Source organism: Kribbella speibonae, from assembly GCF_004331375.1.
GTDB lineage: Bacteria > Actinomycetota > Actinomycetes > Propionibacteriales > Kribbellaceae > Kribbella > Kribbella sindirgiensis.
In genome coordinates, this window is record NZ_SJKC01000002.1 from 1,360,930 (window position 1) to 1,385,134 (window position 24,205).

At 68.2% G+C, this 24,205-nt stretch carries 21 protein-coding genes; 7 read left to right on the plus strand and 14 right to left on the minus strand.

Annotated elements, in window-relative coordinates; translation table 11 throughout:
- Nucleotides 1–742 precede the first annotated feature (742 nt).
- Entirely contained in the window at nt 743–1,585 is an 843-nt protein-coding gene (locus E0H92_RS19680; protein WP_131497204.1) for a DegV family protein, read from the minus strand.
- 220 nt (nt 1,586–1,805) lie between these two features.
- Between E0H92_RS19680 and E0H92_RS19690 the strand changes: the two genes are divergently transcribed.
- Nucleotides 1,806–2,324, plus strand: coding sequence for a pyridoxamine 5'-phosphate oxidase family protein (locus E0H92_RS19690; protein WP_131497471.1), 519 nt, complete (start codon nt 1,806–1,808; stop codon nt 2,322–2,324).
- Between the two features lie 632 nt (nt 2,325–2,956).
- Here E0H92_RS19690 and E0H92_RS19695 read toward each other — a convergent pair.
- From E0H92_RS19695 to E0H92_RS19715, 5 genes are all read right to left on the minus strand, one after another.
- Entirely contained in the window at nt 2,957–5,560 is a 2,604-nt protein-coding gene (locus E0H92_RS19695) for an ATP-binding protein (RefSeq protein ID WP_131497205.1), read from the minus strand.
- 159 nt (nt 5,561–5,719) lie between these two features.
- On the minus strand, nt 5,720–5,914 hold the full coding sequence (locus E0H92_RS19700; protein WP_131459198.1) for a hypothetical protein: 195 nt from the start codon (nt 5,912–5,914) through the stop codon (nt 5,720–5,722).
- A gap of 99 nt (nt 5,915–6,013) precedes the next feature.
- Nucleotides 6,014–6,418, minus strand: coding sequence for a YjbQ family protein (locus E0H92_RS19705; protein WP_131459199.1), 405 nt, complete (start codon nt 6,416–6,418; stop codon nt 6,014–6,016).
- Nucleotides 6,419–6,430: 12 nt separating this feature from the next.
- On the minus strand, nt 6,431–8,911 hold the full coding sequence (gene leuS, locus E0H92_RS19710) for a leucine--tRNA ligase (protein WP_202873696.1): 2,481 nt from the start codon (nt 8,909–8,911) through the stop codon (nt 6,431–6,433).
- A gap of 219 nt (nt 8,912–9,130) precedes the next feature.
- Nucleotides 9,131–9,991, minus strand: a complete 861-nt coding sequence (locus tag E0H92_RS19715; protein ID WP_131497206.1) for a S1 family peptidase — start codon at nt 9,989–9,991, stop codon at nt 9,131–9,133.
- Nucleotides 9,992–10,173: 182 nt separating this feature from the next.
- Between E0H92_RS19715 and E0H92_RS19720 the strand changes: the two genes are divergently transcribed.
- Nucleotides 10,174–10,602, plus strand: coding sequence for a DUF3574 domain-containing protein (locus E0H92_RS19720; RefSeq protein ID WP_131497207.1), 429 nt, complete (start codon nt 10,174–10,176; stop codon nt 10,600–10,602).
- Here E0H92_RS19720 and E0H92_RS19725 read toward each other — a convergent pair.
- The 4 genes from E0H92_RS19725 to E0H92_RS19740 all read right to left on the minus strand — a co-directional run bounded on the left by E0H92_RS19725 (nt 10,599) and on the right by E0H92_RS19740 (nt 14,292).
- Nucleotides 10,599–11,489, minus strand: a complete 891-nt coding sequence (locus E0H92_RS19725) for a helix-turn-helix domain-containing protein (RefSeq protein WP_131497208.1) — start codon at nt 11,487–11,489, stop codon at nt 10,599–10,601. The genes E0H92_RS19720 and E0H92_RS19725 overlap by 4 nt on opposite strands.
- On the minus strand, nt 11,486–12,253 hold the full coding sequence (locus E0H92_RS19730; protein ID WP_131497209.1) for a phytanoyl-CoA dioxygenase family protein: 768 nt from the start codon (nt 12,251–12,253) through the stop codon (nt 11,486–11,488). Before E0H92_RS19730 ends, E0H92_RS19725 begins: the two co-directional genes overlap by 4 nt.
- Before the next feature lie 97 nt (nt 12,254–12,350).
- Nucleotides 12,351–12,599: a hypothetical protein gene (locus tag E0H92_RS19735; protein WP_131497210.1), complete on the minus strand. Its 249-nt coding sequence runs from the start codon at nt 12,597–12,599 to the stop codon at nt 12,351–12,353.
- A gap of 13 nt (nt 12,600–12,612) precedes the next feature.
- Complete coding sequence (locus E0H92_RS19740) at nt 12,613–14,292, minus strand: sodium:solute symporter family protein (RefSeq protein ID WP_131459205.1); 1,680 nt, start codon at nt 14,290–14,292, stop codon at nt 12,613–12,615.
- A gap of 160 nt (nt 14,293–14,452) precedes the next feature.
- Here E0H92_RS19740 and E0H92_RS19745 point away from each other — a divergent pair, with 160 nt between their 5' ends.
- The 3 genes from E0H92_RS19745 to E0H92_RS19755 are packed head-to-tail and all read left to right on the plus strand — an operon-like array spanning nt 14,453 to nt 16,687.
- Nucleotides 14,453–14,938 (plus strand): hypothetical protein, encoded by a 486-nt coding sequence (locus E0H92_RS19745; protein WP_131497211.1) that lies wholly within the window; start codon nt 14,453–14,455, stop codon nt 14,936–14,938.
- Nucleotides 14,935–16,053 carry a sensor histidine kinase gene (locus E0H92_RS19750; protein WP_131497212.1) on the plus strand — a complete coding sequence of 373 codons (1,119 nt, stop codon included), beginning with the start codon at nt 14,935–14,937 and terminating at the stop codon, nt 16,051–16,053. The genes E0H92_RS19745 and E0H92_RS19750 overlap by 4 nt, the downstream gene beginning before the upstream one ends.
- Nucleotides 16,046–16,687, plus strand: a complete 642-nt coding sequence (locus tag E0H92_RS19755) for a response regulator (RefSeq protein WP_131497213.1) — start codon at nt 16,046–16,048, stop codon at nt 16,685–16,687. The genes E0H92_RS19750 and E0H92_RS19755 overlap by 8 nt, the downstream gene beginning before the upstream one ends.
- On the opposite strand, the gene E0H92_RS19760 is transcribed toward E0H92_RS19755, so the two are convergent.
- Nucleotides 16,676–17,596 carry an endonuclease/exonuclease/phosphatase family protein gene (locus E0H92_RS19760; protein ID WP_238173493.1) on the minus strand — a complete coding sequence of 307 codons (921 nt, stop codon included), beginning with the start codon at nt 17,594–17,596 and terminating at the stop codon, nt 16,676–16,678. The two genes, E0H92_RS19755 and E0H92_RS19760, sit on opposite strands and share 12 nt — an antisense overlap.
- A gap of 234 nt (nt 17,597–17,830) precedes the next feature.
- Here E0H92_RS19760 and E0H92_RS19765 point away from each other — a divergent pair, with 234 nt between their 5' ends.
- Nucleotides 17,831–18,433, plus strand: coding sequence for a hypothetical protein (locus E0H92_RS19765; RefSeq protein ID WP_131497215.1), 603 nt, complete (start codon nt 17,831–17,833; stop codon nt 18,431–18,433).
- A gap of 1 nt (nt 18,434) precedes the next feature.
- On the plus strand, nt 18,435–18,986 hold the full coding sequence (locus E0H92_RS19770; RefSeq protein WP_131497216.1) for a dihydrofolate reductase family protein: 552 nt from the start codon (nt 18,435–18,437) through the stop codon (nt 18,984–18,986).
- A 3-nt stretch (nt 18,987–18,989) separates the two neighbouring features.
- Here E0H92_RS19770 and E0H92_RS19775 read toward each other — a convergent pair whose 3' ends face one another.
- The 3 genes from E0H92_RS19775 to E0H92_RS19785 all read right to left on the minus strand — a co-directional run bounded on the left by E0H92_RS19775 (nt 18,990) and on the right by E0H92_RS19785 (nt 24,202).
- Complete coding sequence (locus E0H92_RS19775) at nt 18,990–20,003, minus strand: ABC transporter substrate-binding protein (RefSeq protein WP_131497217.1); 1,014 nt, start codon at nt 20,001–20,003, stop codon at nt 18,990–18,992.
- A 251-nt stretch (nt 20,004–20,254) separates the two neighbouring features.
- On the minus strand, nt 20,255–22,534 hold the full coding sequence (locus tag E0H92_RS45520) for a glycoside hydrolase family 95 protein (RefSeq protein WP_131497218.1): 2,280 nt from the start codon (nt 22,532–22,534) through the stop codon (nt 20,255–20,257).
- Nucleotides 22,535–24,202 carry a type 2 periplasmic-binding domain-containing protein gene (locus E0H92_RS19785; protein ID WP_131459214.1) on the minus strand — a complete coding sequence of 556 codons (1,668 nt, stop codon included), beginning with the start codon at nt 24,200–24,202 and terminating at the stop codon, nt 22,535–22,537. It lies immediately after the preceding gene.
- Nucleotides 24,203–24,205: the final 3 nt, after the last annotated feature.

The following is a 24,205-nucleotide window of genomic DNA, read 5'->3' on the forward strand; positions in this document are numbered from 1 at the left end:
CGCGGTGCTGGGCGGAGGTAGTTGGGGAGGATTTCCTGCCCGATGTGGGAAGTAATCCTCCCCAAGTCCGCAGTACCCCAAGTCCGCAGTACCCCAAGTCCGCAGTACCCCAAGTCCGCAGTACCCCAAGTCCGCAGTACCCCAAGTCCGCAGTACCCCAAGTCCGCAGTACCCCAAGTCCGCAGTACCCCAAGTCCGCAGTACCCCAAGTCCGCAGTACCCCAAGTCCGCAGTTCCCCCGGTTCGCAGTTCCCCCGGTTCGCCAGCCCCCAGTTCCCCCAGCTCGCCAGTCCCCCCAGTCCCCCGTCCCCCAGTTCCCCGGTACCCGGCGCCGGCGCCGTTGGTCAGTCGCATGTACGGATAACCCCGGGTGTTGGGGGTTGTCGGCTGGTGTGCGAGGGGAGAACCCCCAACGCGCGGGGTTATCCGGGGCGGGTGCCAGGTGCGGGGTTGTGCCGGGGCGGCTCGGGAGGGCCGGTCGGTCGGACGGGCTCGTTTGGGCGGGCGCTGACCGGCAAGTACGTCGAGTCGTGGCGTTTGGTGCGATCCGGGAGTGGCGAGTCGTGGGTTGCGGCTGGGTTTGGTCGCCGGAGGTCACGACTCGATGAGTCGCCAGGGCCTGCGGCGGTCGCTCGAAGGGGCCGGCGCGCGGACGTTGGGCGGGTCGGCGGCCAGTGGGGCGGGCGGCCGGGCCAGGCCGGGGTGGCGCGAGCCGGGCAGGTGCGGCGCCGGGCAGGCGGGGTTAGTGGGGGCTTATTACTACTGCTAGGAGGCCGGGGCCTACGTGGGCTCCTATTACGGCTCCTACTTCTCGGAGGACTACCTCTTCGGCTTGGGGGAGGCGGGTGGCGAGGTTGTCGGCGAGGGTTTGGGCTTTTTCCAGGTTGGCGAGGTGGTGGACGGCGATTTGGACGGGGGTGTCGCCGGCGCGTTGGACGGCTATGTCGGCCAGGCGGGCGATGGCTCGGCTGGAGGTGCGGACCTTTTCCAGGGGGACGATCCGGCCGCCGCTGATGGTGAGCAGTGGCTTGACTGCGAGCGCCGTACCGAGAAGGGCCTGGGCGGCGCCGATGCGGCCGCCGCGGCGGAGGTATTCGAGGGTGTCGACGTAGAAGTACGACGAGATGGACTTCATCCGGGCCCGAGCAGCGGCCTCGACGGTGACGGCGTCCTCGCCGGCGGCGGCTGCTGCGGCCGCGGCGAGGACCGGGAAACCTAGTCCCATGGCCAGCGAGCGGGAGTCGACCACGTGGACCGGGACCGGGGACTCCTTGGCGCCGATCATCGCGGCCTCGAACGTGCCGGACATGTCGCCGGACAGGTGGATCGACACGATGGCCTCGGCGCCGTCCTTGGCGCACTCCGCGTACGTCTCGGCGAACGTCTGCGGCGCCGGCCGGCTGGTCGAGACCGGTGTGAACGTCTTCAGCGCCTCCGCGACCGCATCCGCCGACGTGGCGCCGTCGTCGTACGACGTCCCGCCGATGACGACCTGCAGCGGTACGACGGTCAGCGGGTGGCGGAGCAGCTCGTGCGTGGACAGACCGGCCGTGGAGTCGGTGACGACCTGCACGCGGGCTGCCATGCAGCGAGGTTACCGGACAGTTTAGGGCGTGTCTGCCGGTCCCACACCGTCGCGAGCAGGTGCTCGGTGCGGTGCATCGGCGTGCGGGGGCGAAGGTCTCGATGCGGAGCATCGTGGCCTTTGCACCCGTGCGGCGAGGTGCCGTGCCGAGTGCCGCGCAGTAGGTGTGGGACCGGCAGACACGCCCTTAATGTCCGAGCGCAGTGCCAGACTCGGCAAGATGAGGGAGACAGCGACCGAAGTCACACAGCTGCAGGTGCTCCTCGACGCGGCCTACGAGCGGTCGACCGAGCATCTGCGCAACATCATCACGGGGCCGCGGCGGCTGGACGCCGGGGAGCTGGTGCAGGTTCTGACCGGTATGTGCACGCTGAACCTGGCCACCGTGACCGCGCGGGGTGAGCCGCGGATCAGCGCTGTGGACGGCCACTTCCTGCACGCGCGGTGGGTGTTCACGACGTCGGGGTCGGCGGCGAAGGCACGGCACCTGAAGCAGCGCCCGGCGGCGAGCATCTCGTACGTCGACGGCGAGCGGATCGGCGTGTTCAGCCACGGGGACGTCGAGTTCCTGACCGCGGACCACCCGGATTTCGCCGAGATCGAGGAGCACCTCACCAGCCACTACGGCAGCTCGCCGTCGAGCTGGGGCGACGACATCGTCTACTGCCGGCTCCAGCCGTCGTGGATGGTCGGCTACGCGTTCGACAAGTCGGCTGTGCTGGACACACCAGCGAGGTGAAGGCCACCCCTCCACGGGACCTTCACCTCGCTCTTGGTTGTGCCGGGCTACTGACGTCCCCTGTGCGTCACCAGCCCGGCTCGTCCTGCTGACTCCCCCTGGTTGTCAGCCGAAGTTGGTGGGTCCTCGGCGAGCTACTCCCCGTATCCGGCTCCATGAGAACCGGCCTGACCGCGAGCTCGTCGAGGTCCCGGGAGGTCCCAGCGGCCGACCGGCCGGTGGGTGACCAAACCCACCGGTTGATCCGCGCCAGCCGGGTCGTGGCACTCGTCCCCTGTGTCGTGTGCCTGACCCTGTGCTGGGACCCCGCCCCGGAAGCAGTGCCCTGACGGTGCACCGCGCCCGGTACAGGCAGGACAGATCCACACTCCACAGCACTCCGGAGCTCTCGGCCGCCGGTCGGCGCCCCCACCAACCAGCCACCGGAGGCCCTCCGCGTCGCCTTCGCCGGGCTGGGCAGCTGAGCGGTTCGCCATGGCCTCTTCATGGTTCGCCACCCCTTTCGCTGCCCGTCGCCGATGTCGGTCTCTGCTTCGTGGAACCTGCCCTACGGCTGTAATTCTTGGTCCGGCAGCCATGTCAGGACGAGGCAGAACAACCGGCAGTTACCCGGCAGCTTCAGCAGATCCGCGTCATAAAAGAGGGGCGGAAAGCGCACCGAGTACGTCGTTGGCCAGCCGCTGTACGGCGGCCGACGGGTCTGGCTCCGGCCACCCGTCCGCGGCCGATGCGCTCTCGCACGACTCCTGCAGGACCGCCCACGCGGTCGGCAGCATCGGCGGGTCCATCGACCGCTGCCACGCCAGCAACTGGCCGCAGACGGCGTCTCCGGCCTCAGAGCGCCCTAGTGCGTGCAGCACCGCCACAGCCTCCGGCAGCACTTCGAGCAGGTAGACGACCCGCCCCTCGAGCAGCAACCGGTTGAGCGCGTCCAGGATCGTCACACGCGCCTGCTCGGCCTCACCAGCGGCACGGGCCAGCCGGGACCGGTAGAGCATCACCAAGTAGTCGAAGTACCCACGGTGGCCGCGGATGTCGGCGTCGGCCTGGTCGAGCAGTGCCCGCGCCTCGTCGTACCGGCCGTCGTGGTACTCGACCATCGCGAGGCATCCGGCGACCTTGGTGCGCTCCGGGTCGTCCGACGCTTGGCTGTCGCGGGCGAGCTGGGCCCAGTGACGGGCGCCGGACAGGTTCCCCAGCTCCAGGTCGACGCGGCTGAGTGCCATGTACGCGATCTCGTCCGGGTAGACGCCCGGATTGACCAGTGCGGCCTCCCAAGCAAGCAGGAGCTCCTTGGCCTCGACCAAACGACCCCAGCGCAGCAGCGCCAGCCCACAGGTCGCCTGCACCGTGGCAGACCGCTGTACGTCGCCATGCTTGCGAGCGTCCTCTACGAGCGCAGGGATCTCGGCCAGGCTCTGTGTATCGAGCAGGTGCGACCCGGACGACACCCAGCCGCCCCGGGCGACCAGGCCCATCTCTGTCTCACCCGGGATCAGCGTGCGTGCCTCTTCGTAGTGCCGGCGCGCTCCACGGATGTCACCGGTCAGACTGGACAGCCGGCCGGCGATCGCGAGCAGCCGACCGCCAACCTCCTTGTCAGAGACGTTGGAGGCGCACAGTGTCGCCCACCGGATCCCGCTCTCGGCAACGCTCGCCTGGTACTGCCACGCGATCCGGAACCCGAGCACGATCCGCGCCGCGGTGTCCCACTCCCCCAGCTCACCCGCACGCGCCAGCGCGACCTCGAAGAGCGCCGAGTTCGCATGCGCCGCCCGGTACCGCCGATCGCGGTCCGGTGACGACCACGCGCCCTCCAGCCCCGAGACGTACGTCGTACACCACTCGACCGCCCGGTTCCGGAACTCGGTGAGGTCGTCGTCCTGTGACGACAGCCCGGCGTACGCGTGCTCCCGGATCGTCTCCAGCAGCTTGTACCGCGCGCCGTACAGCTGCTCGAACTCGTGCACAGGCTGCAGCAGCGACTTCTCGACCAGCTCGGCGAGCAGCATCGGTACGTCGCTCTCGTCGATCGGAGTGCCCGTGCAGACACCCGCGACTGCCTCGAGCGTGAACGGCGACCCGAGCACCGAGGTCCGGTACAGCAGCTGCCGCGCCGGGTCCGAGAGCGCATCGACGCTCCACGCGATCGTGTCGGCCAGCGTCCGCTGATGCGGCGCACCGAACCGTCGCGGCCCGGACAGCAGCCGGAACCGGTCGTCGAGCGCAGCGAGAATCGCCTCCACCGACAGCGACCCCGCCCGCGCGGCCGCCAGCTCGAGTGCGAGCGGCAGACCGTCCAGCCGCCGGCACAGCCGCGCCACGGTCGGGGCGTTCGAAGGGGTCAGCGTGAAGCCCGGCCGCACCCGCGCGACGCGGCGGCAGAACATCTCGACCGCCGGCGAAGCGGAGATCGCCTCGAAGTCCTCGTCGTTCGCCGGCACCCCGAGCACCTGCACCCGGCGGACTACCTCGTCCGGCAGACCGAGCGGGATCCGGGACGTGACCAGCACGCCGATCCCCGGGAAGCTGCGGACCATCCGGTTGGCGACGGTCGCGACACCGTCGAGGACGTGCTCGGCGTTGTCCTCGACGATCACCAGGTCACCGGGCCGGCGTCCGGACAGTACGTCGTCGAGGTCCGACGTACCCGGTGCTGTGCCGAAGGCGTCCAGGATCGCCGACGGTACGGCGGCATCGCGCTGGACGGTGGTGAGGTCGACGACCACGACGGTGGTGTCGGCGCCGGAGAACCGGTCTGCCGCGGCGAGCGCCAACTCGGTCTTGCCGACCCCGCCGGGACCTACGAGCGTGACGAGCCGGTTCTGCCGCAGCAGCGCCTCGAGCTCGAACAGCTCTTCTTCGCGACCCACCAGACCGTCAGGGATCGGGCGGGTGCCTCGCCAGCGCAGACCGGTCGGTACGGCGTCCGCGACCGAGACGACCGGCGGGGACGGCTCCACCGGCCGTACGACGGGACGCACCGAGCCATGCCCCGCGGCCGCGAGGAAGCGATCGGTGTCGTCGGGGCGCAGACCGAGTGCCGAGGCGAGCAGGCGGACGGAGTCCTTGCGCGGGCGCGCGACCCGGCCGGCCTCCATCTCGCGGATCGACCGCACACTCAGCCCGGCCCGGTCGGCCAGCTCCTCCTGGGAGAGACCGGCCTGGACCCTCAAGTCGAGCAACAGATCGGCGAATCCCCGCCGACCGTCCGCCCGGCCATCCGTGTCCGACACAGCCTGTCACCCCTCTTAGGCCTCACGTTCCTGTCACAACATAGCGTGACAAGCGGCCCGGCGGCGGGCGTGACCGGGCGGCGGGATGCGGCCTGGATCACACAATTCGTTGATCGGGGCAACGGGTTTCGAATTGCTGCGAACTCAGAAATGCACGTTTCAAGCAGTCGCGCGAACCGAGCTGGATTCATTTTCCCCGGCGTACAGAGAAAGCACGCCGGCCCAGTCGTCGAGCCGGGCCCGGGTGTCGGTGCGCCCGGTGTCGGCATTCAGCAAACTGCCGTCGGAAATCCCCCGGGTCGCCCGAACCAGGAGCTCAACCGTGACGTCTCGCAAGGTCTCCAGGGCTGCCATGCGGTAATTCAAGCGGAGCCGTGTTTCGCAAACGTAACGCGACTGCCAACATCACGATAAGTCACCAAAATACGGCCCGGGTTATTACCGGGTAGTCCGCTAACCGGCCAGGAACGACAGCCGGACGTGGCGGTCGGGATTGTCGCGGTTGGTGTCGACGAGGCAGATGGATTGCCAGGTGCCCAGCGTCAGGCGGCCGGCCAGAACCGGGACCGTCGCGTATGGCGGAATCAGGGCCGGGAGCACGTGGTCGCGGCCGTGACCGGGCGAGCCGTGGCGGTGCCGCCACTCGAAGTCCCGCGGCAGCAGGTCCTCCAGGACCGCCAGCAGGTCGAGGTCGCTGCCGGCCCCGGTCTCGAGGATCGCGACGCCGGCGGTCGCGTGCGGCACGAACACGTGCAGCAGGCCGTCGCCGCGACCGGAAACGAACTGTTCACACCGGCTCGTGAGGTCGAGGACGACCTCACGAGCACCGGTGTTCACATCCAGCACGATGGAGTCCATCAGGCGACGAAATCAGGCCGGGACGATGTTGACCAGCTTGGGCGCCCGCACGATCACCTTGCGGGTGCCGCGGCCGTCCAGCGCCTTCTGGATCGCCTCGGAGGCCAGCGCCAGCTGCTCCAGGTCGGCGTCGGAGATGTCCGGCGAGACCTCCAGCCGGTCCTTCACCTTGCCGGCGATCTGCACCACGCAGGTGACCGAGTCCTGGACCAGCAGCGCCGGGTCGACCTTCGGCCAGCCGGCCTTGGCGACGGTCGGCTCGTGGCCCAGCTCCTCCCACATCTCCTCGGCCGTGTACGGCGCGACCAGGCTCAGCACGATCGCCACCGCCTCGACTGCCTCGCGCACCGCCGGGTCGGCCGCACCCGGACCGGAGTCGATCGCCTTCCGGGTCGCGTTCACCAGCTCCATGATCCGGGCGACCATGACGTTGAACCGCTGTGAGTCGATCAGCTCGGCCGCGTCCGCCACCGTCCGGTGGGTCAGCTTGCGCAGCTCGGCGTCACCGGTCGCGGGGTCCGCGCCGACCGGCGCCTCGACCGCTCCGGCCAGCCGCCAGGCCCGCTGCAGGAACTTCAGCGAGCCGCCCGGGGACATGTCGGCCCAGTCGATGTCGTCCGACGGCGGTCCGGCGAACACCATGGTCAGCCGGACGGCGTCCACGCCGTACTCGTCGATCATGTCGCCCAGGTTCACGCCGTTGCCCAGGGACTTGCTCATCGCCTTGCCCTGGTTGATGACCTGGCCCTGGTTCAGCAGCCGGGTGAACGGCTCCACGACGTTCAGCAGGCCCATGTCGTGCAGCGCCTTGACGAAGAACCGCGCGTACAGGAGATGCAGTACGGCGTGCTCCTTGCCGCCGACGTACTGGTACACCGACATCCACCGCTCGGCCGTGGCCTGGTCGAACGGACCGTCGGTGTACTCCGGCGACAGGTAGCGCAGGAAGTACCAGGACGAGTCGACGAACGTGTCCATCGTGTCGGTGTCGCGCTCGGCCCGGCCACCGCACTTCGGGCAGTCGACCTCGACCCACTCGCGGGCGGCGGCCAGCGGCGACACGCCCTTCGGCTGCAGGTCGGCGCCGCGCAGGTCGGGCAGCTCCATCGGCAGCTGGTCGTCGGGGACCGGGACCTCGCCGCAGGACGGGCAGTGGATGATCGGGATCGGGCAGCCCCAGTACCGCTGGCGGCTCAGCAGCCAGTCGCGCAGGCGGTAGTTGATCGTCCGCTCGCCCAGGCTCTTGCTCTCCAGCCAGTCGATGATCCGCGACTTGGCCTCGGCGACCTCCAGGCCGTCCAGGCTGATCTCGTCGTTCGCGCTGTTGATCGCCGGGCCGTCACCGGTGAACGCCTTGCCGTCGAAGCCGTCGGTCGGCTGCACGGTGCGGACGATCGGCAGGTCGAACTTCTCCGCGAACTCCCAGTCGCGCGTGTCCTGGCCCGGGACGGCCATGATCGCGCCGGTGCCGTAGTCGGCCAGCACGTAGTCGGCCGCCCAGATCGGGATCCGCTGACCGGTCACCGGGTTGATCGCGTACGAGCCCAGGAAGACACCGGTCTTCTCGCGCTCGGTGCTCAGCCGCTCGATCTCGGTCTCGCCCTTGACCTTCGCCAGATAGGTGTCGAACGCCTCCTGCTGGTCCGGCGTGACCAGGGTCGCCGCCAGCTTCGCGTCCGGCGCCACGACCATGAAGGTCGCGCCGAACAGCGTGTCCGGACGGGTGGTGAACACCTTGATCGGCTCGTCGCGGCCCTCGACCTGGAAGTCCGCGAACGCGCCCTCGGAGCGGCCGATCCAGTTGCGCTGCATCAGCAGGATCTCTTCCGGCCACTGCAGCAGCTCCATGTCGTCCAGCAGCCGCTGGGCGTACTCAGTGGTCTTGAAGTACCACTGGGTCAGCTCCCGCTTCGTGACCTCCCAGCCACAGCGCTCGCAGCGTCCCTGGACCACCTGCTCGTTGGCCAGTACGGTCTGGTCGTTCGGGCACCAGTTGACGTACGACGCCTTGCGGTACGCCAGACCGCGCTCGTACAGCCGCAGGAACAGCCACTGCGTCCAGCGGTAGTACTCCGGGTCGGACGTGTGCAGCCGGCGCGACCAGTCGAAGCTCAGCGCGTAGCGCCGGATCGACTCGGCCTGCGTCTCGATGTTGGCGTACGTGTACGTCGCGGGGTGCTCGTTGCGCTTGATCGCGGCGTTCTCCGCCGGCAGGCCGAACGAGTCCCAGCCGATCGGGTTCAGCACGTCGTACCCCTGCTGGAACCAGTAGCGCGCCAGGACGTCGTGCAGCGCGAACACCTCGGCGTGGCCCATGTGCAGGTCGCCGGACGGGTAGGAGAACATCGTGAGCGCGTAGCGACGCTCCGCCGAGCCGTCGTCCTTCGCCTTGAACGGGTCCAGCTTCTCCCACACCGGACGCCACTTGGCCTGCATGGCGTTGAAGTCGTAGCCACCCCGGTCGATCGAGGCGTCCTCTACCTGCTCCGTCACGGTCCTACTCCTGCTTCTTGGTCTTGTTGAGCCTAAATCTGCCAGAAATAAAAAATCCCCTCACACAGGAGGGGGTGCCGCACTGACCGGCGCTTCAGATTGCGCCTGGTTGCCAGTACGGCTACGTAAGGAGCAGGCTCACTCGCATAGCAGCAGGATAGCACCGGGTGCCGCGACCGTCCGGGACGGTCGCGGCACCCGGTTACTCACACAGAGCGTTCAGCCGATCTTGACGCCGAACGTCTTCAGCCAGTCCTGGACGACCTTGATGTCGATCCGCTGCAGACCGTCGAGGTAGCGGCAGTTCTGTGTGTAGCCGTAACTGGTCACGGTCACCTGGTAACCGCCGTGGAACGTCGGGCCGCCGGAGTCACCGAAGCAGGTGCCGCCGGTACCGCGGTTGTCGTGCTCGTTGCCGTTCACCTGCAGGATCTGCGGGGTGAGCTTCTGGCCCGGCTCGTCGGCCCAGCGGCGCAGGAGCGGGTACGACATCGGGGTGGGCTTCTGCGGGCCTGAGTCGGCCTTGCGGACCTCGGTGCCGTAGCCGACGGACCTGAAGATCGTGCTGTTCAGCTTGGGCTGCTGGTACGCGTTGAGGTAGTTGGCGGGCGCGATCTTCGCCGGAGCGATGTTCGTGACCGGCCGGTCGAGCACGATCACGCCGACGTCGTTCCAGTTGTCCAGGTCGGTGAAGTCGGAGTAGTTCGGGTGCGTGTACGCCGTACCGGACTTGTAGCCGGCCTTCTCCAGTTCCGCCTGCGTGTAGCCCTTCGCCGGGTCGGCGGCGACCGGGAACGGCGACGGCGGCTGCTCGGCGATCACCGAGTCGAACGTCACCAGGGTCTTGCCGAGCGTGCCGAGCGTGCAGTGCGCCGCGGTCACCACGACGGTCGGCGAGACGAGCGTCGCCGTACAGCGGAAGCGCCCGTCAGGTTGGTAGAACAGGATCAGACCGACGTTGGGGTGCGCGTTGCCGTCGGGTTCGCCGCCGGTGATGGCGCTGGCGGACAGAACCGGTGTGACGGCCAGTCCGAGAGCCAGTGCACAGATGCCGATGATGCGGCCCAGTCGACTCCTCATGTGTCCCCTCCAGGGGTACGGCGTGACTATGTGCCTGCATTTGAGCAGCGGCGTCATCCGCTGTCCAGAGTTCGTTTGACTACCTTCTGTGACCGTCCGCTGGGGCAGATCCACCGGAGCGGGCGGGCAGACTGCCCGCAGAACCCAGCCGATGCCTGCGTTCTGTCATTAGCGTCAACCGCATGAAGCAACTGGGGAAGATCGGCGCCACAGCCGCGCTGATGATGACGGCCGTGGCCGCTCCCGCTGCGGTGGCGCTGCAGCAGGACGACGGCCCGAAGCTCGCTGGTGAGACCTGGGTACGGACCGAGTTGTTCTTCGGGACGGACAGGCCGGGGCCGGACGTGACGGAGTACCAGTTCAGTCGGTTCGTGAACGACACCGTGACGCCGCGGTTTCCGGACGGGCTCACGGTGCTGTCCGGCAACGGGCAGTGGAAGTCGGACGGCAAGATCGTCCGGGAGCGGTCCAAGCTCGTCATCATCCTGTACCCGGCGGACGGTGCCGCCGGCAGTGGCAAGAAGATCGAAGAGATTCGCTCTGCCTATGAGAAGCAGTTCCAGCAGGAGTCCGTGCTCCGTACCGACTCCACGGAACAGGTCTCGTTCTAGATGAACTCTGTGCCGCCGGCGCGGCGGTGGTCGCCGGGGGTGCGGCCGTACTTGCGTTTGAAGGCAGTGGAGAACGGACGTACGTCGGAGTAGCCGCACGCTCTCGCTACCTCGGTGATGGACAGGGTGTGGTCCAGGAGGAGCTGTGCGGACAGCTCGAGCCGGAGGCGGCGGAGCGTCGACATGATGGACGCACCGGTCTGCTGAGTGAAGAGGCGCTCGGCGTGACGCTCGGAGAGGTGTACGGCGGCTGCCACATCCCGGACGGTGATGGGCCGGGACAGGTTGTCGCGGAGGTGCCTCTGCATCGCCTCCACGACCAGAGGTCCACGGTCCCGTCTGACGGGTTCCACCGCTAGATCCTCATCCAGTGCGAAGGCACGAGCCGTTTCCATGACCAGGGTCGCGCCCAGTGCGCCCAGCACGGTGGTGTACCCGGACACCGGCGCAGCCGCCTCGGCAGCCAAGCCTGTGACGAGTGCCGGCAACGCACCGCTTCTCATGGACATGACAGGGCCGTCAGCACGGGTCAGCCCGGACCACCATCCGCGTTCATCGGATCCGGGACGAAAGGTGAAGCCCCAGAACGCAATGCCGAGGGGCGACGTGTGCGAGGACTCGATCTCGTGCACATCACCGGGCCGCGCGAGGAACACCGACCCCGGCACCACGTCGTACTGCACTGCACCGTTGTTGAAGCGGCCCTCGCCGGAGTAGGCGAGGCAGACCTCGTGGAAAGAGTGGCTGTGCCAGTAGTTGCGCCAGTACTCCGGCCGGTAGTGGCCCCAGCTGAGGAAGTCCGCGCGGAAGCCGTCGACCTCGCAGGACTCGAGCAGTCCGGCGAGGTCGACGAAACGATCCGCTGCGGCAACGGATACGAGGCTCAAACAGCGCTCCTGCCCGTGGGGTCGACTCCCCGCAGCATCATGCCCTGACCGAGCGACCACTCGTGCGTCTTGACGGTCGGCGGGTCGGACGGGTCGCGGTACTGGACCAGCCAGGTGGTGCGCGCCTCGTCACTGGTGTTCACCCCGGACCCGTGCACGGTCAGGTAGGTGAAGAACAGTACGTCGCCCGCCTCGGCCGGCTGCGGTGTCGCCGCGTCGAACGACGGCTCCAGCAGGTGGTACGACCCCTCTGGGCTGTGGTCCCGCGGCCCCTCCTTGTGGCTGCCCGGAATGACCCGGACACAGCCCTTCTCGACCGGTGCGTCGTCGAAGTGGAAGATCGCCGCCCCGACCCGGTGATAGGTGTGCGGGAAGAACGGATAGTCCTGGTGCAGCGGGAACGGCGAACCGTTCTCCGGCGGCTTCACGAACAGCTTGGTGTGGTGCAGTTGCACGTTGTCCACACCCATCACCGCGGCGGCCACGTCGGTGAACCGCGGGTCCACCAGGAGCTTCGAGAACTCGGCGTCGTAGAACTGCGCGTCGTGCAGGTGCTGCAGTTTCGTCGGCGCCTCGGTCATGTCCCGGGCGGCGCCCCAGGTCGGGTCGTCGGTCCGGTTCAGCTGGGCCAGCACGTCGTGGCTGCGCTGCCGGTAGTGCGCTGCTTCTTCCTTGCTGAGCAGGCCTTTCACCAGCACGAAGCCGTTCTCGGCATACTGCTGCGCGAGCGTCGAGAGTTCGGGGCGCCCGTCTGTGATCGTCATGTCGGAGTACCTCCTGATCGGGTACTTCGAGCCTACGAACGCCGGCGTCCGGACGGGAGGACCCGACCGGACGCCGATGTTCGTCAAACGGACATGCCTACTCGTCGGCAGGCTTCTCGTCGACCGGTACGGCGATCGGCCGCAGCCGCGCCCACAGCACGAACACGGCGGTGAACGCCAGCATCCCGAGGCCGCCCCAGAGGTTGATGTTGATCCCCGCGGCCTTGTCGATCTCGGCCTGCTTCTCGACGATGCCGAGGACGGTCAGCACCACCCCGTAGATCCCGACCAGGGTCGCGATCACGATCCGGATGTCGAACGCCCCGGCCTTCTTCTTCTCCGCCATCACAAGCTCCCAATCAGCCGAAGACGATGTTCAGGACGATGGTCATCGCCAGCGAGATGCCGGCCAGCAGGACCGGCTTGCGGTACCAGCCGTGGTCACCGGCGACGGCGACCTCGGTGCGCTGTTCCTTCGGTGTCAACGAGTACACCAGGCCGACCAGCTCGGAGTCCTCCTTGGGCCGGGTCATCGTGCTGACCAGGACGCTGACCAGGATGTCGACCACGAACGCCGCACCGGCGCCGACGAAGCTGGCGCCCTGACCGGGCAGGTTGATGACGCCGTTCTCGGACAGGATGAAGACCACGATCGCCGTCGTCGTACCGCTGACCAGGCCGATCCAGCCGGCCGCGGCGGTCATCCGCTTCCAGAACATACCGAGGATGAACGTGGCGAACAGCGGCGCGTTGAAGAACGAGAACAGCTGCTGCAGGTAGTCCATCAGGTTGCTGTAGCCGGAGGCGATCGCGGCCGTGCCGATCGCGATCAGCGTGCCCGCCACCGTCACCCAGCGGCCTGTGCGCAGGTAGAAGTCGTCCGGCCGGTCCTTGATGACGTAGCGCTCGATGATGTCGTACGACATCACGGTGTTGAACGAGCTCAGGTTGGCCGCCATACCGGCCATGAACGACGCCAGCAGACCGGTGATCGCGAGGCCGAGCATGCCGTTCGGCAGCAGGTCGCGCATCAGCAGCAGGATCGCGTCGTTGTAGTCGACCTCGCCGCTGCCGGTGGCCTTGAACTGGGCCAGTTCCGGCACGATCACCGCGGCGATGATGCCGGGGATGATCACGATGAACGGCACGAACATCTTCGGGAACGAGCCGATGATCGGCGTCCGCCTGGCCGCCGACATGTTCTTCGACGCCATCGCCCGCTGCACCTCGACGAAGTTCGTCGTCCAGTAGCCGAACGAGAGCACGAAGCCGAGACCGAACACGATGCCGATCACCGACAGGAAGCTGTTGCCGAACCCGCTCAGCGCGTTACCGGGCCAGGCCGACATCTGCTCGCCGCCGCCCGGCGACGCGGTCACCTTGTCGACCAGGCCCTGCCAGCCGCCGACCTTGTGCAGGCCGACCAGGGTCAGCGGCAGCAGCGCGGCGACGATGACGAAGAACTGCAGCACCTCGTTGTAGATCGCGGCCGACAGCCCGCCGAGCGTGATGTAGCTGAGCACGATCAGGGCGGCGACGATCACCGACACCCAGATCGGCCAGCCGAGCAGCACGTTCACGATGGTCGCGAGCAGGAACAGGTTCACGCCCGCGATCAGTACCTGCGCCAGGGCGAAGCTGATCGCGTTCACCAGGTGCGCGGGCTTCCCGAACCGGCGCAGCATGAACTCCGGCACGCTGCGGACCTTGGAGCCGTAGTAGAACGGCATCATCACGACGCCGAGGAACAGCATCGCCGGGATCGCGCCGATCCAGAAGTAGTGCACGGTCGGCATGCCGTACTGCGCGCCGTTCGCCGACATGCCCATGATCTCGATCGCGCCCAGGTTGGCCGAGATGAACGCCAGGCCGGTGACCCAGGCGGGCAGCGAGCGTCCGGACAGGAAGAAGTCCAGGCTGCTCGACACCGCGCGTCTGGCGATGTACCCGATGCCGAGCACGAAGACGAAGTAGAGGGCGATGATGATGTAGTCGATCGCCGTGGCATCCAGTCTGAGGATGGATTGTTGGGCAAGCATCGGGCCTCCGGATCACCGCTGTGACTGCTCGTGTTGTTACCGCTCAGGAACGTTACTCCTACTTTCAACCAAACAGCGCGGCGACCCGGCCGGTTCTCCACCCGGATCTCCACCCGTGGTCGGTACCCAGAAATGTCCGGGCAGACCTACCGTCCGTGACATGAGCTTCGGAACCTTGCCCAACGCCCTCGTCGTGATCGCCGTCGTGGTGGCCGTCCTCGCCCGGCGGCTGTCCTGGTCCGAGCTGGAGAACTCCGACACCGACGTGTGGCGCGGCCCGCTCGTGCTGATGGGCGTCGGCGTCTACCAGCTGTACGACCGGCACACCGGCCTCGGCGCCGTCGACGTCGTACTGCTCGTGGTCGGCGCCGTACTCGCGCTCGTGGCCGGTGTCGGCTCCGGACGGGTCGCGCAGGTCGAGCGGCGCGCCGGGAAGGTGTTCTTCCGGCTCGGGATGCCCGGGCTCGGCATCATGGTGGCCTACCTGGTCGTCCGGCTCGGGCTCGCGGGACTCGGCCACCTGCTCGGCGCCTCGGTCGCCGGCGGCGGCGCGCTGATGGTCTCGATGGGTGCGAACCTGTTGACTCAGTCGCTGATCATCCAGAGCAAGGCGAGCCAGATGGCCGAGGAGTACACCCACCAGTGAAGCTGAAGGCGCTGCTGCCGCCCCGTCCGCACGGCGAGAGCGGCTGGGTCGGCCGGGTGCTCACCACGGGGGTCGCGGTCGCCGTTCTGGCCACCGCACGGCCCGCGGCCGCGTGGGTCTGGGTGGTGCTCCTTGTCACCTTCGCCGCCTTCGTCGTCGGCTCGGTGCTGATGACGGCTCGTCCTTACGTCTCGCTCGCACTGCTGGCCACCGTCGCGGTCAGCAACGCGCTGATCGCCGGCTACCCGCAGTCGAACGCCCTGGTCCTGGTGCTGGTTGCGATCACCGACATCGCGGTGATCGACTTCGGCCGTCGCGGCAACCGGCCGATCATTGCTGTCGGCATCGGTGTCGCGGCCGCGTACGCGGGGTCGGCCTGGTGGTTCGGGCAGCCGGACACCTGGTACTTCTCCCAGCTGCTCTGGACCGCCGCACTGACCGCCTTCGGGTTGAACCGGCGCCAGTACGAGGTGCAGGCGCGGCAGACCGAGCAGCTACTGGAGCAGACCCGCCTGGCGCAGAGCGAGCAGGCCCGCGCGGCCACGCTGGAGGAGCGCGGGCGGATCGCTCGGGACCTGCACGACGTACTGGCGCATTCGCTGGGCGCACTGAGCGTTCAGCTCGAGGTAGCCGAGGCACTGCTGGAAGAGCGTGGTGACACGGCCGGTGCGCTGGAGCGGGTACGTCGCTCGCGCCGGCTCGCCGTACAGGGGCTGACCGAGGCCCGTGATGCTGTAGCCGCGCTGCGGGCGGATGAGGTGCCTGAGCTCCCTGCCGCGTTGGCTGCGCTCGCAGAGCAGCACGAGGCGGACCATGGCACCGCCGTACGGCTGACTGTCACCGGCCGGCAGCGGCTGGAGTCAGGCGTCACGGTTGCACTGCTCGGCGCGGCGCGTGAAGCGCTGACGAACGCGGCGAAGCATGCGCCTGGTCAGATTGTTGACATGAGGCTTGTCTACGAGGACGGCGTGCGGCTGTCGGTGCGAACCAAAGGGGTCACGAGCGGCGAGGGGTTCGGGTTGGCAGGGATGCGGGAGCGGCTGGCGCTGGTCGGTGGGACGCTGACGGCAGGTGCGGACGGGGACGACTGGTTGGTGGTGGCGGAGGTTGACTGACGCAATCCGGGTGGTCGTGGCGGACGACCAGCAGGTCGTGCGGGAAGGACTGGTCGCCCTGCTCGGGCTGATCGCCGGCGTCGACGTCATCGGCGCGGCCGCGAACGGTGTCGAAGCCGTCGACCTGGTTGCCCGGGGCAACGTAGACGTGGTGCTGATGGACCTGCGGATGCCGGTCCTCGACGGGACGCAGGCGACCGCGCGGATCACGGCCGACTTCCCGGATGTCGCCGTACTGGTGCTGACGACGTACGCCGACGACGCCTCGATCGCGAGTGCCCTCCGCGCCGGGGCCCGCGGCTATCTCACCAAGGACGCCGGGCGTGCCGAGATCGGCGCCGCGCTGCGATCGACCGCGGCCGGGCAGTCCACGTTCGACGCCGAGGTCTCGAAGCGTTTGATCGCGGGGCTCACACCGACCGACCAGAGCAGCGACGGGCTGACGGCCCGGGAGACCGAGGTACTGCGGTTGATCGCGCAAGGACTCAGCAACCCGGAGATCGCGGGCCGGCTGTTCATCAGCGAGGCGACCGTGAAGACGCACATCAACAACACGTTCGCCAAGATCGGCGCCCGGCATCGCGCGGAGGCGGTGCGGTACGCCTACCGCAAAGGGATCGCGTCAGATTCGTAGCTCGGCCACGACGGGGCGGTGGTCGCTGCCGGTCGAGCTCATCACCCAGGCCTTGGTCGGGGTGACGCCGCGCACCAGGATGTGGTCGATGCGCGCCATCGGGAACTTCGACGGCCAGGTGAACCCGAAGCCGGTACCGGCCGCGCCCTGCGCCGAGCGGAGGCCGGCCGTCAGCGGGGCGAGACTGCGATCGTTCGCCGTCCCGTTGAAGTCGCCCATCACGATCACGCCCGCGAGCTTCTCGTCGGCGATCTGCCGGCCGAGCGCCTTGATCGTGTCGTTGCGCTGGTCCGACGTGAAGCCGCTGGTGCCGACGCGGACCGAGGCGAGGTGCGCGACGTACACGGCGACCTTGCCCTCCGGCGTGCTGACCTCCGCGCGCAGCGCCCGGGTCCACTTGAAGCCGACGTCGACGGACTTGGTCTCGACGACCGGGTACTTCGACCAGAGGGCGACCGTGTCGCGGGACACCTGGTACGGGTACAGCTTGGCGAAAGCGGCCTTGTAGATCTTCAGGTCCGACGAGGTGAGCTCCTCGAGCGCCATCACGTCCGCGTCGGCCGCGATCAGGTCCTGCGCGGTCTTCTCCGGGTCCGGGTTGGCGGCGTCGACGTTGTGCGTCAGCACGCGCAGGTCGTACGCTCCCCCGCCGCCCTTGCCCGGGACGAGCAGGTTGCCGAACATCAGGACCCACACGAGTGCGGGGACCAGCAGCGCGACACCGGCCGTCGCGGACCGGCGTACCAGAGCGGCGAGGCCGAGGACCGGCACCGCGACGCCCACCCAGGGCAGGAAGGTGTCGAGCAGGCTGCCCAGGTTGCCGAACGAGTTCGGAACGTAACGGTGGAACAGCAGCGGCAGCGCCGACAGGATCGCCAGCACCGCGATCACCCGTCCACGTCGCCACATGCCACCATTCTTCCTCCGCCGGGCGCTGGTGCGCGGCGGCGGCGGTTTGCGAGTGGCGACAGCTGTTTGGCGGTCCGGCATGCAGCGATTGTTGCGGACGTCCGGGCCGGACCAAAGTCCGTGCACGGTCAGGTACGGCGATTTCATCCGTACGGACGATCGCCCCGCACCGGAATGATGAGGAAACCATGAGAGCTCTGGTGCCTTCGGGTGACCGCATCGCACAATGCCCGTATGGCGTCAGCCCAGATCACCGAGCCGTTCGTCGTCAAGCGCCACGGGCTCGGTACGACGAAGACCGCGCTCGCGCTCGGTACCGCGGTCTTCGCGCTGATGGTCGTCCTGACGCTCACGATCGTCGTGGTGCAGGCGATCCGGGGCGCCTCGATCCGGGAACCGCTCGAGGCCGTGTGGCTGGCCTGGGGCGGTACGCCGCTGATCTTCGCGGTCGGGCTGCCGATCCTGCTGGTCGTCGGTGCGATCACGGCGTACGAGGAACGCCGCGAGGAGGACGATGCCGACGTACTGCTCACCGTCGACGACACCGGCATCTACCTGGGCGGTGAGCAGCCGCGAACGATCCCGTGGGCGCAGGTCCGCGGGGTCTGCCGGCTCGAACTCCAGGACAGCGAAGAGACCTGGGAGCCGCGGCTCGTCGTCATGCTCGTCGACGAGGACGCACTCCCCCGCAGTGCCAAGGCCTGGGGCCCGTCCTGCCCCTGGCCCGGCACCCACGAGATCCTCGGCCGAACCCTCCCGTACGACGAACTCGCCACCGCCGTCGCCCAGCACGCGCCACACGTACCGGTCACCAACCGGGGCCGCTTGGAGGGGTGAGATGGCGAAGCTGATCTATGCGGCGATCACGTCGCTGGACGGGTACGTCGAGGATGCCGACGGCAACTTCGACTGGGCGGCGCCGGACGAGGAGGTGCACACCTTCGTCAACGCGCTGGAGCGCCCGATCGGCACGTACCTGTACGGGCGCCGGATGTACGAGACGATGCGCTACTGGGAGACCGCGACCGATCAGTCGCCGGCGACCCGGGACTACGCGGCCATCTGGCGGTCGGCCGAGAAGGTCGTGTACTCGCGGACGCTGCAGGCGGTGACCAGTGCGAAAACACGCATCTGGCGCAGCTTCGACGCCGACGCCGTACAGCTCCTCAAAGAGTCGTCCGCCGCCGACATCAGCGTCGGCGGCGCCGAACTGGCCGCCCAGGCCCTCGAGTCCGCCCTGGTCGACGAGATCCACCTGTTCCTCAACCCGGTCATCGTCGGCGGCGGCAAACGGGCACTCCCCCACCACCTACAGCTCGCTCTGGAGCTGGTGGACGAGCACCGCTTCGCCGGCGGCGTCGTCCACCTGCACTACCAGGTGAAGAACTAGGTCCTAACCCTTGGGGGCGAGGAGCTTTTCGAGGTCGGTGAGGACGTCCATGGCGCCGATGGGGCCGAGGCCGAGGAACCAGACCTCGTCGTCGACGCGGGCGGACTTGCCGGCCTTGACGGCGGGGAGGGACTTCCAGAGGTTGCCGTTGACAACCTTCGTCTCGTCGGTGCTGTCGGGCTTGCCGTAGCTGGAGTAGAAGATCCAGTCGCCGGCGGCCTGGCCGATGTTCTCCTGGGAGACCTCGACGGCGAGGTCCTGCACGTCCTGGATCTTCGGGCGCGGCAGGCCGACGTCCTTCAGGATGACGCCGATGAACGACAGGTTGCCGTACAGCCGGATCTGCCCCGGACGGAACCGGACCAGCGAGATCGTCGGCGTACCCTCCACCTTCGACTTCACCTCGTCGGCGCGCTTCTGGTAGTCGTTCAGGATCGAGGTCGCCTGGTCCTCCGCGCCGACCGAGTCCGCGACCAGCAGGAAGTTCTCCTTCCACGGGAACCCGGGCCGGATGCTGAACACCGTCGGCGCGATCGCGCTGAGCTTCTCGTACAGGTCGTTGGCCCGCAGCTTGCTGCCCAGGATCAGGTCCGGCTTCAGCGCGGCGATCGCCTCGAGGTTCAGCTCGCTGATCCCGCCGACGGTCTTGATCCCCTGCGCCTTGTCGGCGAGGTACGACGGTACGCCGCTCTGCCCCGCCGTCGTCGCCATCCCGACCGGGGTGATGCCCAGCGCCAGGACGTCGTCCAGCTCGCCGCTGTCCAGTACGACGACCCGCGACGGCTTGGCCGGGATCTCGGTCGAGCCGAGCGCGTGCTTCACCGTCCGCGGGAACGCTCCCGGCGCGGCATCCGAGCCGAGTTTCGCGGTCTCCTCGTCGGCCGTCTTGAACAGCCGCCCGCCGGTCGCCACTTCCTTGTCACCGACGCCGGCGTCCGCGCTCTTGGTGTCCCCGCCGCCGCACCCGGCCAGCACCAGCAACGCCGCGACAACCACAACCGCACTCAGCTTCTTCACAACCGCTGACCCTACAACAACCCAACTTAGGCTGCCCTAACCAGCCCCACCTTGAGCCCCCATCAACCATCCCGACCCGCCCCAAACGGTTGACCCGCGCTCAAAGAGCACCTCGCCGGGCGTTCCGGGGCGACTTTGTGCATCGGATCCGTACGGCGGGGCGCGCGGCGCACGGATCCGATGCACAAGGTGGGGCGGGGCGGGTGGCGTCCTGCGTGGGGCGGGTGGTGGCTGCGCGGGGCGGGTGGTGGCTATGTGGGGGTGACGAGGTGGAGGTATTGGCCGGGGGTGAGGGTGATGGTTCGGGTCTCGGTGGGTAGGGCTATTTGGTGGGTGCCGGGGTGGGTTGCGTGTACGGCGGCTTGGGTGAGGGTGCTGTTGCGCCAGGTGATGTCGAAGGTGAGGCCGCCGCGGGCGCGTAGGCCGTGGAAGGAGCCGTCGGGCCACTCGGGTGGCAGGGCGGGGAGGATGCGGATGACGTCGGTGTGGCTTTGGAGCAGGAGTTCCGCGATGCAGCCGGTCATGCCGAGGTTGGCGTCGATCTGGAAGATGTCGCCGTCACGGTGCATGAGGTTGTCGGACACGAGCCGGCTCAGGTAGTCCTGGATCGCCGCGACCGCGCGGGACGGCTCGAACAGCCGGGCCCACAACGCCACCAGCCACGCAGCGGTCCAGCCTCCGTTCACCGCGCCGTCGGTCCGCAGTTCCAGCGAAGTACGAGCGGCCGCGGCCCATTCCGGCGTACGCAGAGGATCGATCTCGGCGCCTGGATACAGGCCGTAGAGGTGCGACTGGTGACGATGCTGCGGCTCCGACGGTTGCCAGTCCGTCGGCCACTCGTGCAGCCGCCCGTCCGGCGTCACTCGGATCGCAGGCAACCGGTCGCGAGCAGCCGCGGCCCGCTCAGCCAGCGACGAACTCAACCCCAGCACGCCCTCCGCCTCGATCAGGTTCGCGAACAGCTCGCGGATCAGCCAGATGTCGTACGTCGACGTGAGGTCGACCGATGCCTTCTCGCCGGAGGGCAGGACGAAATGATGCTCCGGCGCCGTCGACGGGATGAACTGCAACTGCTCACCATCGTCCACGAGCATCGCGAGAACGAACTCCGCAGCGCCCGCGATCACCGGATACGCCCGCTCCCGCAGGAAGTCCGCGTCCAAACCGAACCGGTAGTGCTCCATGAGATGCGCCGTCAGCCACACCCCGCAGGTCGCGCACATCGACCACACCGGATCGTCGCCGCCGTCGCCGACGGGCCAGGTCGCGCGCCAGATGTCCGCGTTGTGGTGCGACACCCAGCCCGGTGCGTCGTACAGGATCCGGGCCGTCTCGGCCCCCGACGCGGCCAGACCTTCGAGCAGGTCGGTGAGCGGGTCGAAGCACTCGCTCAGCCCGGTCAGGTCGGCGAGCCAGTAGTTCATCTGGGTGTTGATGTTGTTGGTCCAGTCGCTGGCCCACATCGGGCGCCGGTCCTGGTTCCAGATGCCCTGCAGGTTGGCCGCCTGCGTCCCAGGGCGGGAGGACGCGATCAACAGGTACCGGCCGAGATTGAAGGCCAGCGCGACCAGATCCGGATCGTTGCCCCCGGCAGCGACCGCGCGTACCCGCTCGTCGGTCGGCAGATTCACGGCCGGTCCCAGCTCCAGCGACGCCCGGTCGTACAGAGAAGCATGATCCTCGACGTGCCGCGCACGAAGCTTGTCCACGTCGACCGCATCCAGGGTGGCCGTCGCCTTCGCGAACGCGGCGGAGAGGTCGCGGCCCGGCGGGACCTTCCACCCGGCGAACGTGCTGGCGGCCGCTACCAGCACCGTCAGCTGATCGGCCCCGCGCACCGCGACCCCGGCAGGCGACGTCGTGACGTCACCGCCCTGAGCGACAACGCGCAGCGCGACACCGAACCCGATGCCGCGCCCTTCCTCGTACCGGATCGGATCCGGCCGGTCCCGGTACTCGATCGTCAGGTCCGACGGCGCCCGCCCGACCACACCGTAGGTGCCCTCGGCAACTTCCACCGAGACCGGATGCAGACTCTCCAAGCAGAGTCCCAACGAAACGGCCGCGGGCCGATCGGCCGTGATCGTCCAGGCCAGCACCTGGTCCGGCGCGGACACGAAGGTCTCACGCCGGAACCGGGTGCCGTCCACCGTGTAGTCCACGCCCACAACGCCGGTACTCAGGTCGAGCGTGCGCCGATACGCCGTCGCCGTACCGCCCGACCGGATCACCAGGTCGGCGAGCGGCTGGTACGACTCCACCAGAGGCCCTTGCAGAGAACGGGTCCGTTCGGTGGCCGCCAGCTGATCACCGTCCTCCAGCAACGACCGGCGTACGTCGGCCAGCACCGCCGGCCCGTCCGCGACCTCGAGCGAGCGCGGACCGTCACCGGACCAGACGTCGTCGAGGTTGAGCGCGATCCGCTCGTCGGCGACCCCGCCGTACACCTTCGCGCCGAGGTGCCCGTTGCCGAGCGGCAACGCCTCGAACCAGTCCGCCGCGGGGGCGTGGAACCACAGGAGGTGGGACAATTACTTGCTTCCGCTCTTGTACTTGTCGTAGGCCTGCTGGTTGATCTCCAGGTACCGCGGCATGCCGGTGCTCTCGAGCCCCTTCACGTACGCGTCCCACTCGGTGTCGATGTTCTTCGAACCGGTGATGAAGGCCAGCTGGTTCTGGTTCACGTACGTGTTCAGGTTGGTCTGCAGCGTGGCGAGCTCACTGCTCAGGCTCGGGTCCGGCCAGACCGAGGTCGAGGGGAACCACTGTGCCTTGTCCTCGTGACCCTCGTACTGCTTCGTGGCCTCGAACAGCCGCCGCTCCAGACCGTCGCCGGAGTAGATGTCCTTCGGCACGACCTGCGAGTTCCTGAAGGCGAGCGTGATGTTGTACTGCGCCATCGCGTCCCACGAGAGGTTCTTCGGCTGCTTGTCGCCGGAGAACCGGTACCACGCCGGCTGCCCCTCGAGCCCGATCTCTCCCGCCTTCGGCTTGCGCCAGCCGACGTTCTCCGGGCCCATCAGCGAGACCTCACGGCCCTCGTCGCTGTAGATCCAGTCGAGCATCTTGATGGCCGCGACCTGGGCCTCCTTGCTGGCCTTGTTGGTCAGCATGAACGTGTACCCGGTCGAGCTCGGGTAGTTGTACCCGGTGTAGTTCTTGCCCTCGGGGCCGGTCAGCGGCGGTACGGCGTCGTACTGCTTGTCCCGCCCGTCCTTGGAGTCCAGCTGGACGAAGATCCCGGGCCAGAGCACCGGCACCGAGCCCAGTACGACGGCCTTCGGGTTGTTGCCCTGCGCCTGCAGCGCCTGCGCGTTCTGGGTGAACGCCGCCTGGTCGATCAGGCCGTCCTTGTAGAGGCCGCGAATGTACTTCAGGCCTTCCTTCCACTGGTCCGACGTCACCGGCGTGGTGACCTTGTCGCCGTTCAGGGTGAGCAGCGACCGGACGCCGTTGTTCGCGCCGACCGGGTCGTAGGCGAACGCGTTCATCAGGTACGCGATCAGGCTGCTGTCCTGGACGTCGGTGGTCATCGGGATCTCGTCGGCCTTGCCGTTGCCGTTCGGGTCCTTGGTCTTGAACGCCTCGAGCACCTTGCGCAGGTCGTCGGTCGTCTTCGGCACCTGCAGACCGAGCTTCTTCAGCCAGGTGCTGTTGATCCACAGCTTGTCCGGGTACGTGCAGTGGAAGCAGTCCGACCACTGCGACAGGGCGTAGATGTGCCCGTCCGGCGCCGTCACCATTTCCTTGAACGTCTTGTTGGAGTCCAACGCCTTCTGGATGTTCGGCGCGTTGTCCTTGATCAGGTTCTCCAGCGGCTGCGCGACGCCCTGCTGACCGAGTTTCAGTACCTCGGCCTGGCTGAAGCCGTCGACCCACGGAATCAGCAGGAACAGGTCCGGGTAGTCGCCACTGGCCAGCGCGATCTGGCGCTTCTCCTTGGCCGCACCGGCGTCGAACGTCGTGGTCTGCCAGCGGAACTGGATCTTGAACTTGTCGCTGACCACCTTGGTGACCGCGTTGGTGTCCAGGTTGGTGCCGTTGGAAGGGTCGGCCGGTGCGAAGACGTCGAGGACGACCTTGCCGTCGGCGCTGGTCTCGTTCGCGGCCCCCTTGCCCGACTTGTCCGAGCTGCACGCCGCCAGGGCGAGCGCGCCGGCGATGCCGAGCGCGACGACCTTGCTCACGGATGAGCGCATTTC

Coding starts and splice junctions, on each gene's coding strand:
- E0H92_RS19680 (WP_131497204.1), bottom strand. CDS start 1,585: ATGGCAGCCCGCGTGCAGGTCGTCACCGACTCCACGGCCGGTCTGTCC.
- E0H92_RS19690 (WP_131497471.1), top strand. CDS start 1,806: ATGAGGGAGACAGCGACCGAAGTCACACAGCTGCAGGTGCTCCTCGAC.
- E0H92_RS19700 (WP_131459198.1), bottom strand. CDS start 5,914: ATGGCAGCCCTGGAGACCTTGCGAGACGTCACGGTTGAGCTCCTGGTT.
- E0H92_RS19705 (WP_131459199.1), bottom strand. CDS start 6,418: ATGGACTCCATCGTGCTGGATGTGAACACCGGTGCTCGTGAGGTCGTC.
- E0H92_RS19715 (WP_131497206.1), bottom strand. CDS start 9,991: ATGAGGAGTCGACTGGGCCGCATCATCGGCATCTGTGCACTGGCTCTC.
- E0H92_RS19720 (WP_131497207.1), top strand. CDS start 10,174: ATGAAGCAACTGGGGAAGATCGGCGCCACAGCCGCGCTGATGATGACG.
- E0H92_RS19730 (WP_131497209.1), bottom strand. CDS start 12,253: ATGACGATCACAGACGGGCGCCCCGAACTCTCGACGCTCGCGCAGCAG.
- E0H92_RS19735 (WP_131497210.1), bottom strand. CDS start 12,599: ATGGCGGAGAAGAAGAAGGCCGGGGCGTTCGACATCCGGATCGTGATC.
- E0H92_RS19740 (WP_131459205.1), bottom strand. CDS start 14,292: ATGCTTGCCCAACAATCCATCCTCAGACTGGATGCCACGGCGATCGAC.
- E0H92_RS19745 (WP_131497211.1), top strand. CDS start 14,453: ATGAGCTTCGGAACCTTGCCCAACGCCCTCGTCGTGATCGCCGTCGTG.
- E0H92_RS19760 (WP_238173493.1), bottom strand. CDS start 17,596: ATGTGGCGACGTGGACGGGTGATCGCGGTGCTGGCGATCCTGTCGGCG.
- E0H92_RS19765 (WP_131497215.1), top strand. CDS start 17,831: ATGGCGTCAGCCCAGATCACCGAGCCGTTCGTCGTCAAGCGCCACGGG.
- E0H92_RS19770 (WP_131497216.1), top strand. CDS start 18,435: ATGGCGAAGCTGATCTATGCGGCGATCACGTCGCTGGACGGGTACGTC.
- E0H92_RS19785 (WP_131459214.1), bottom strand. CDS start 24,202: ATGCGCTCATCCGTGAGCAAGGTCGTCGCGCTCGGCATCGCCGGCGCG.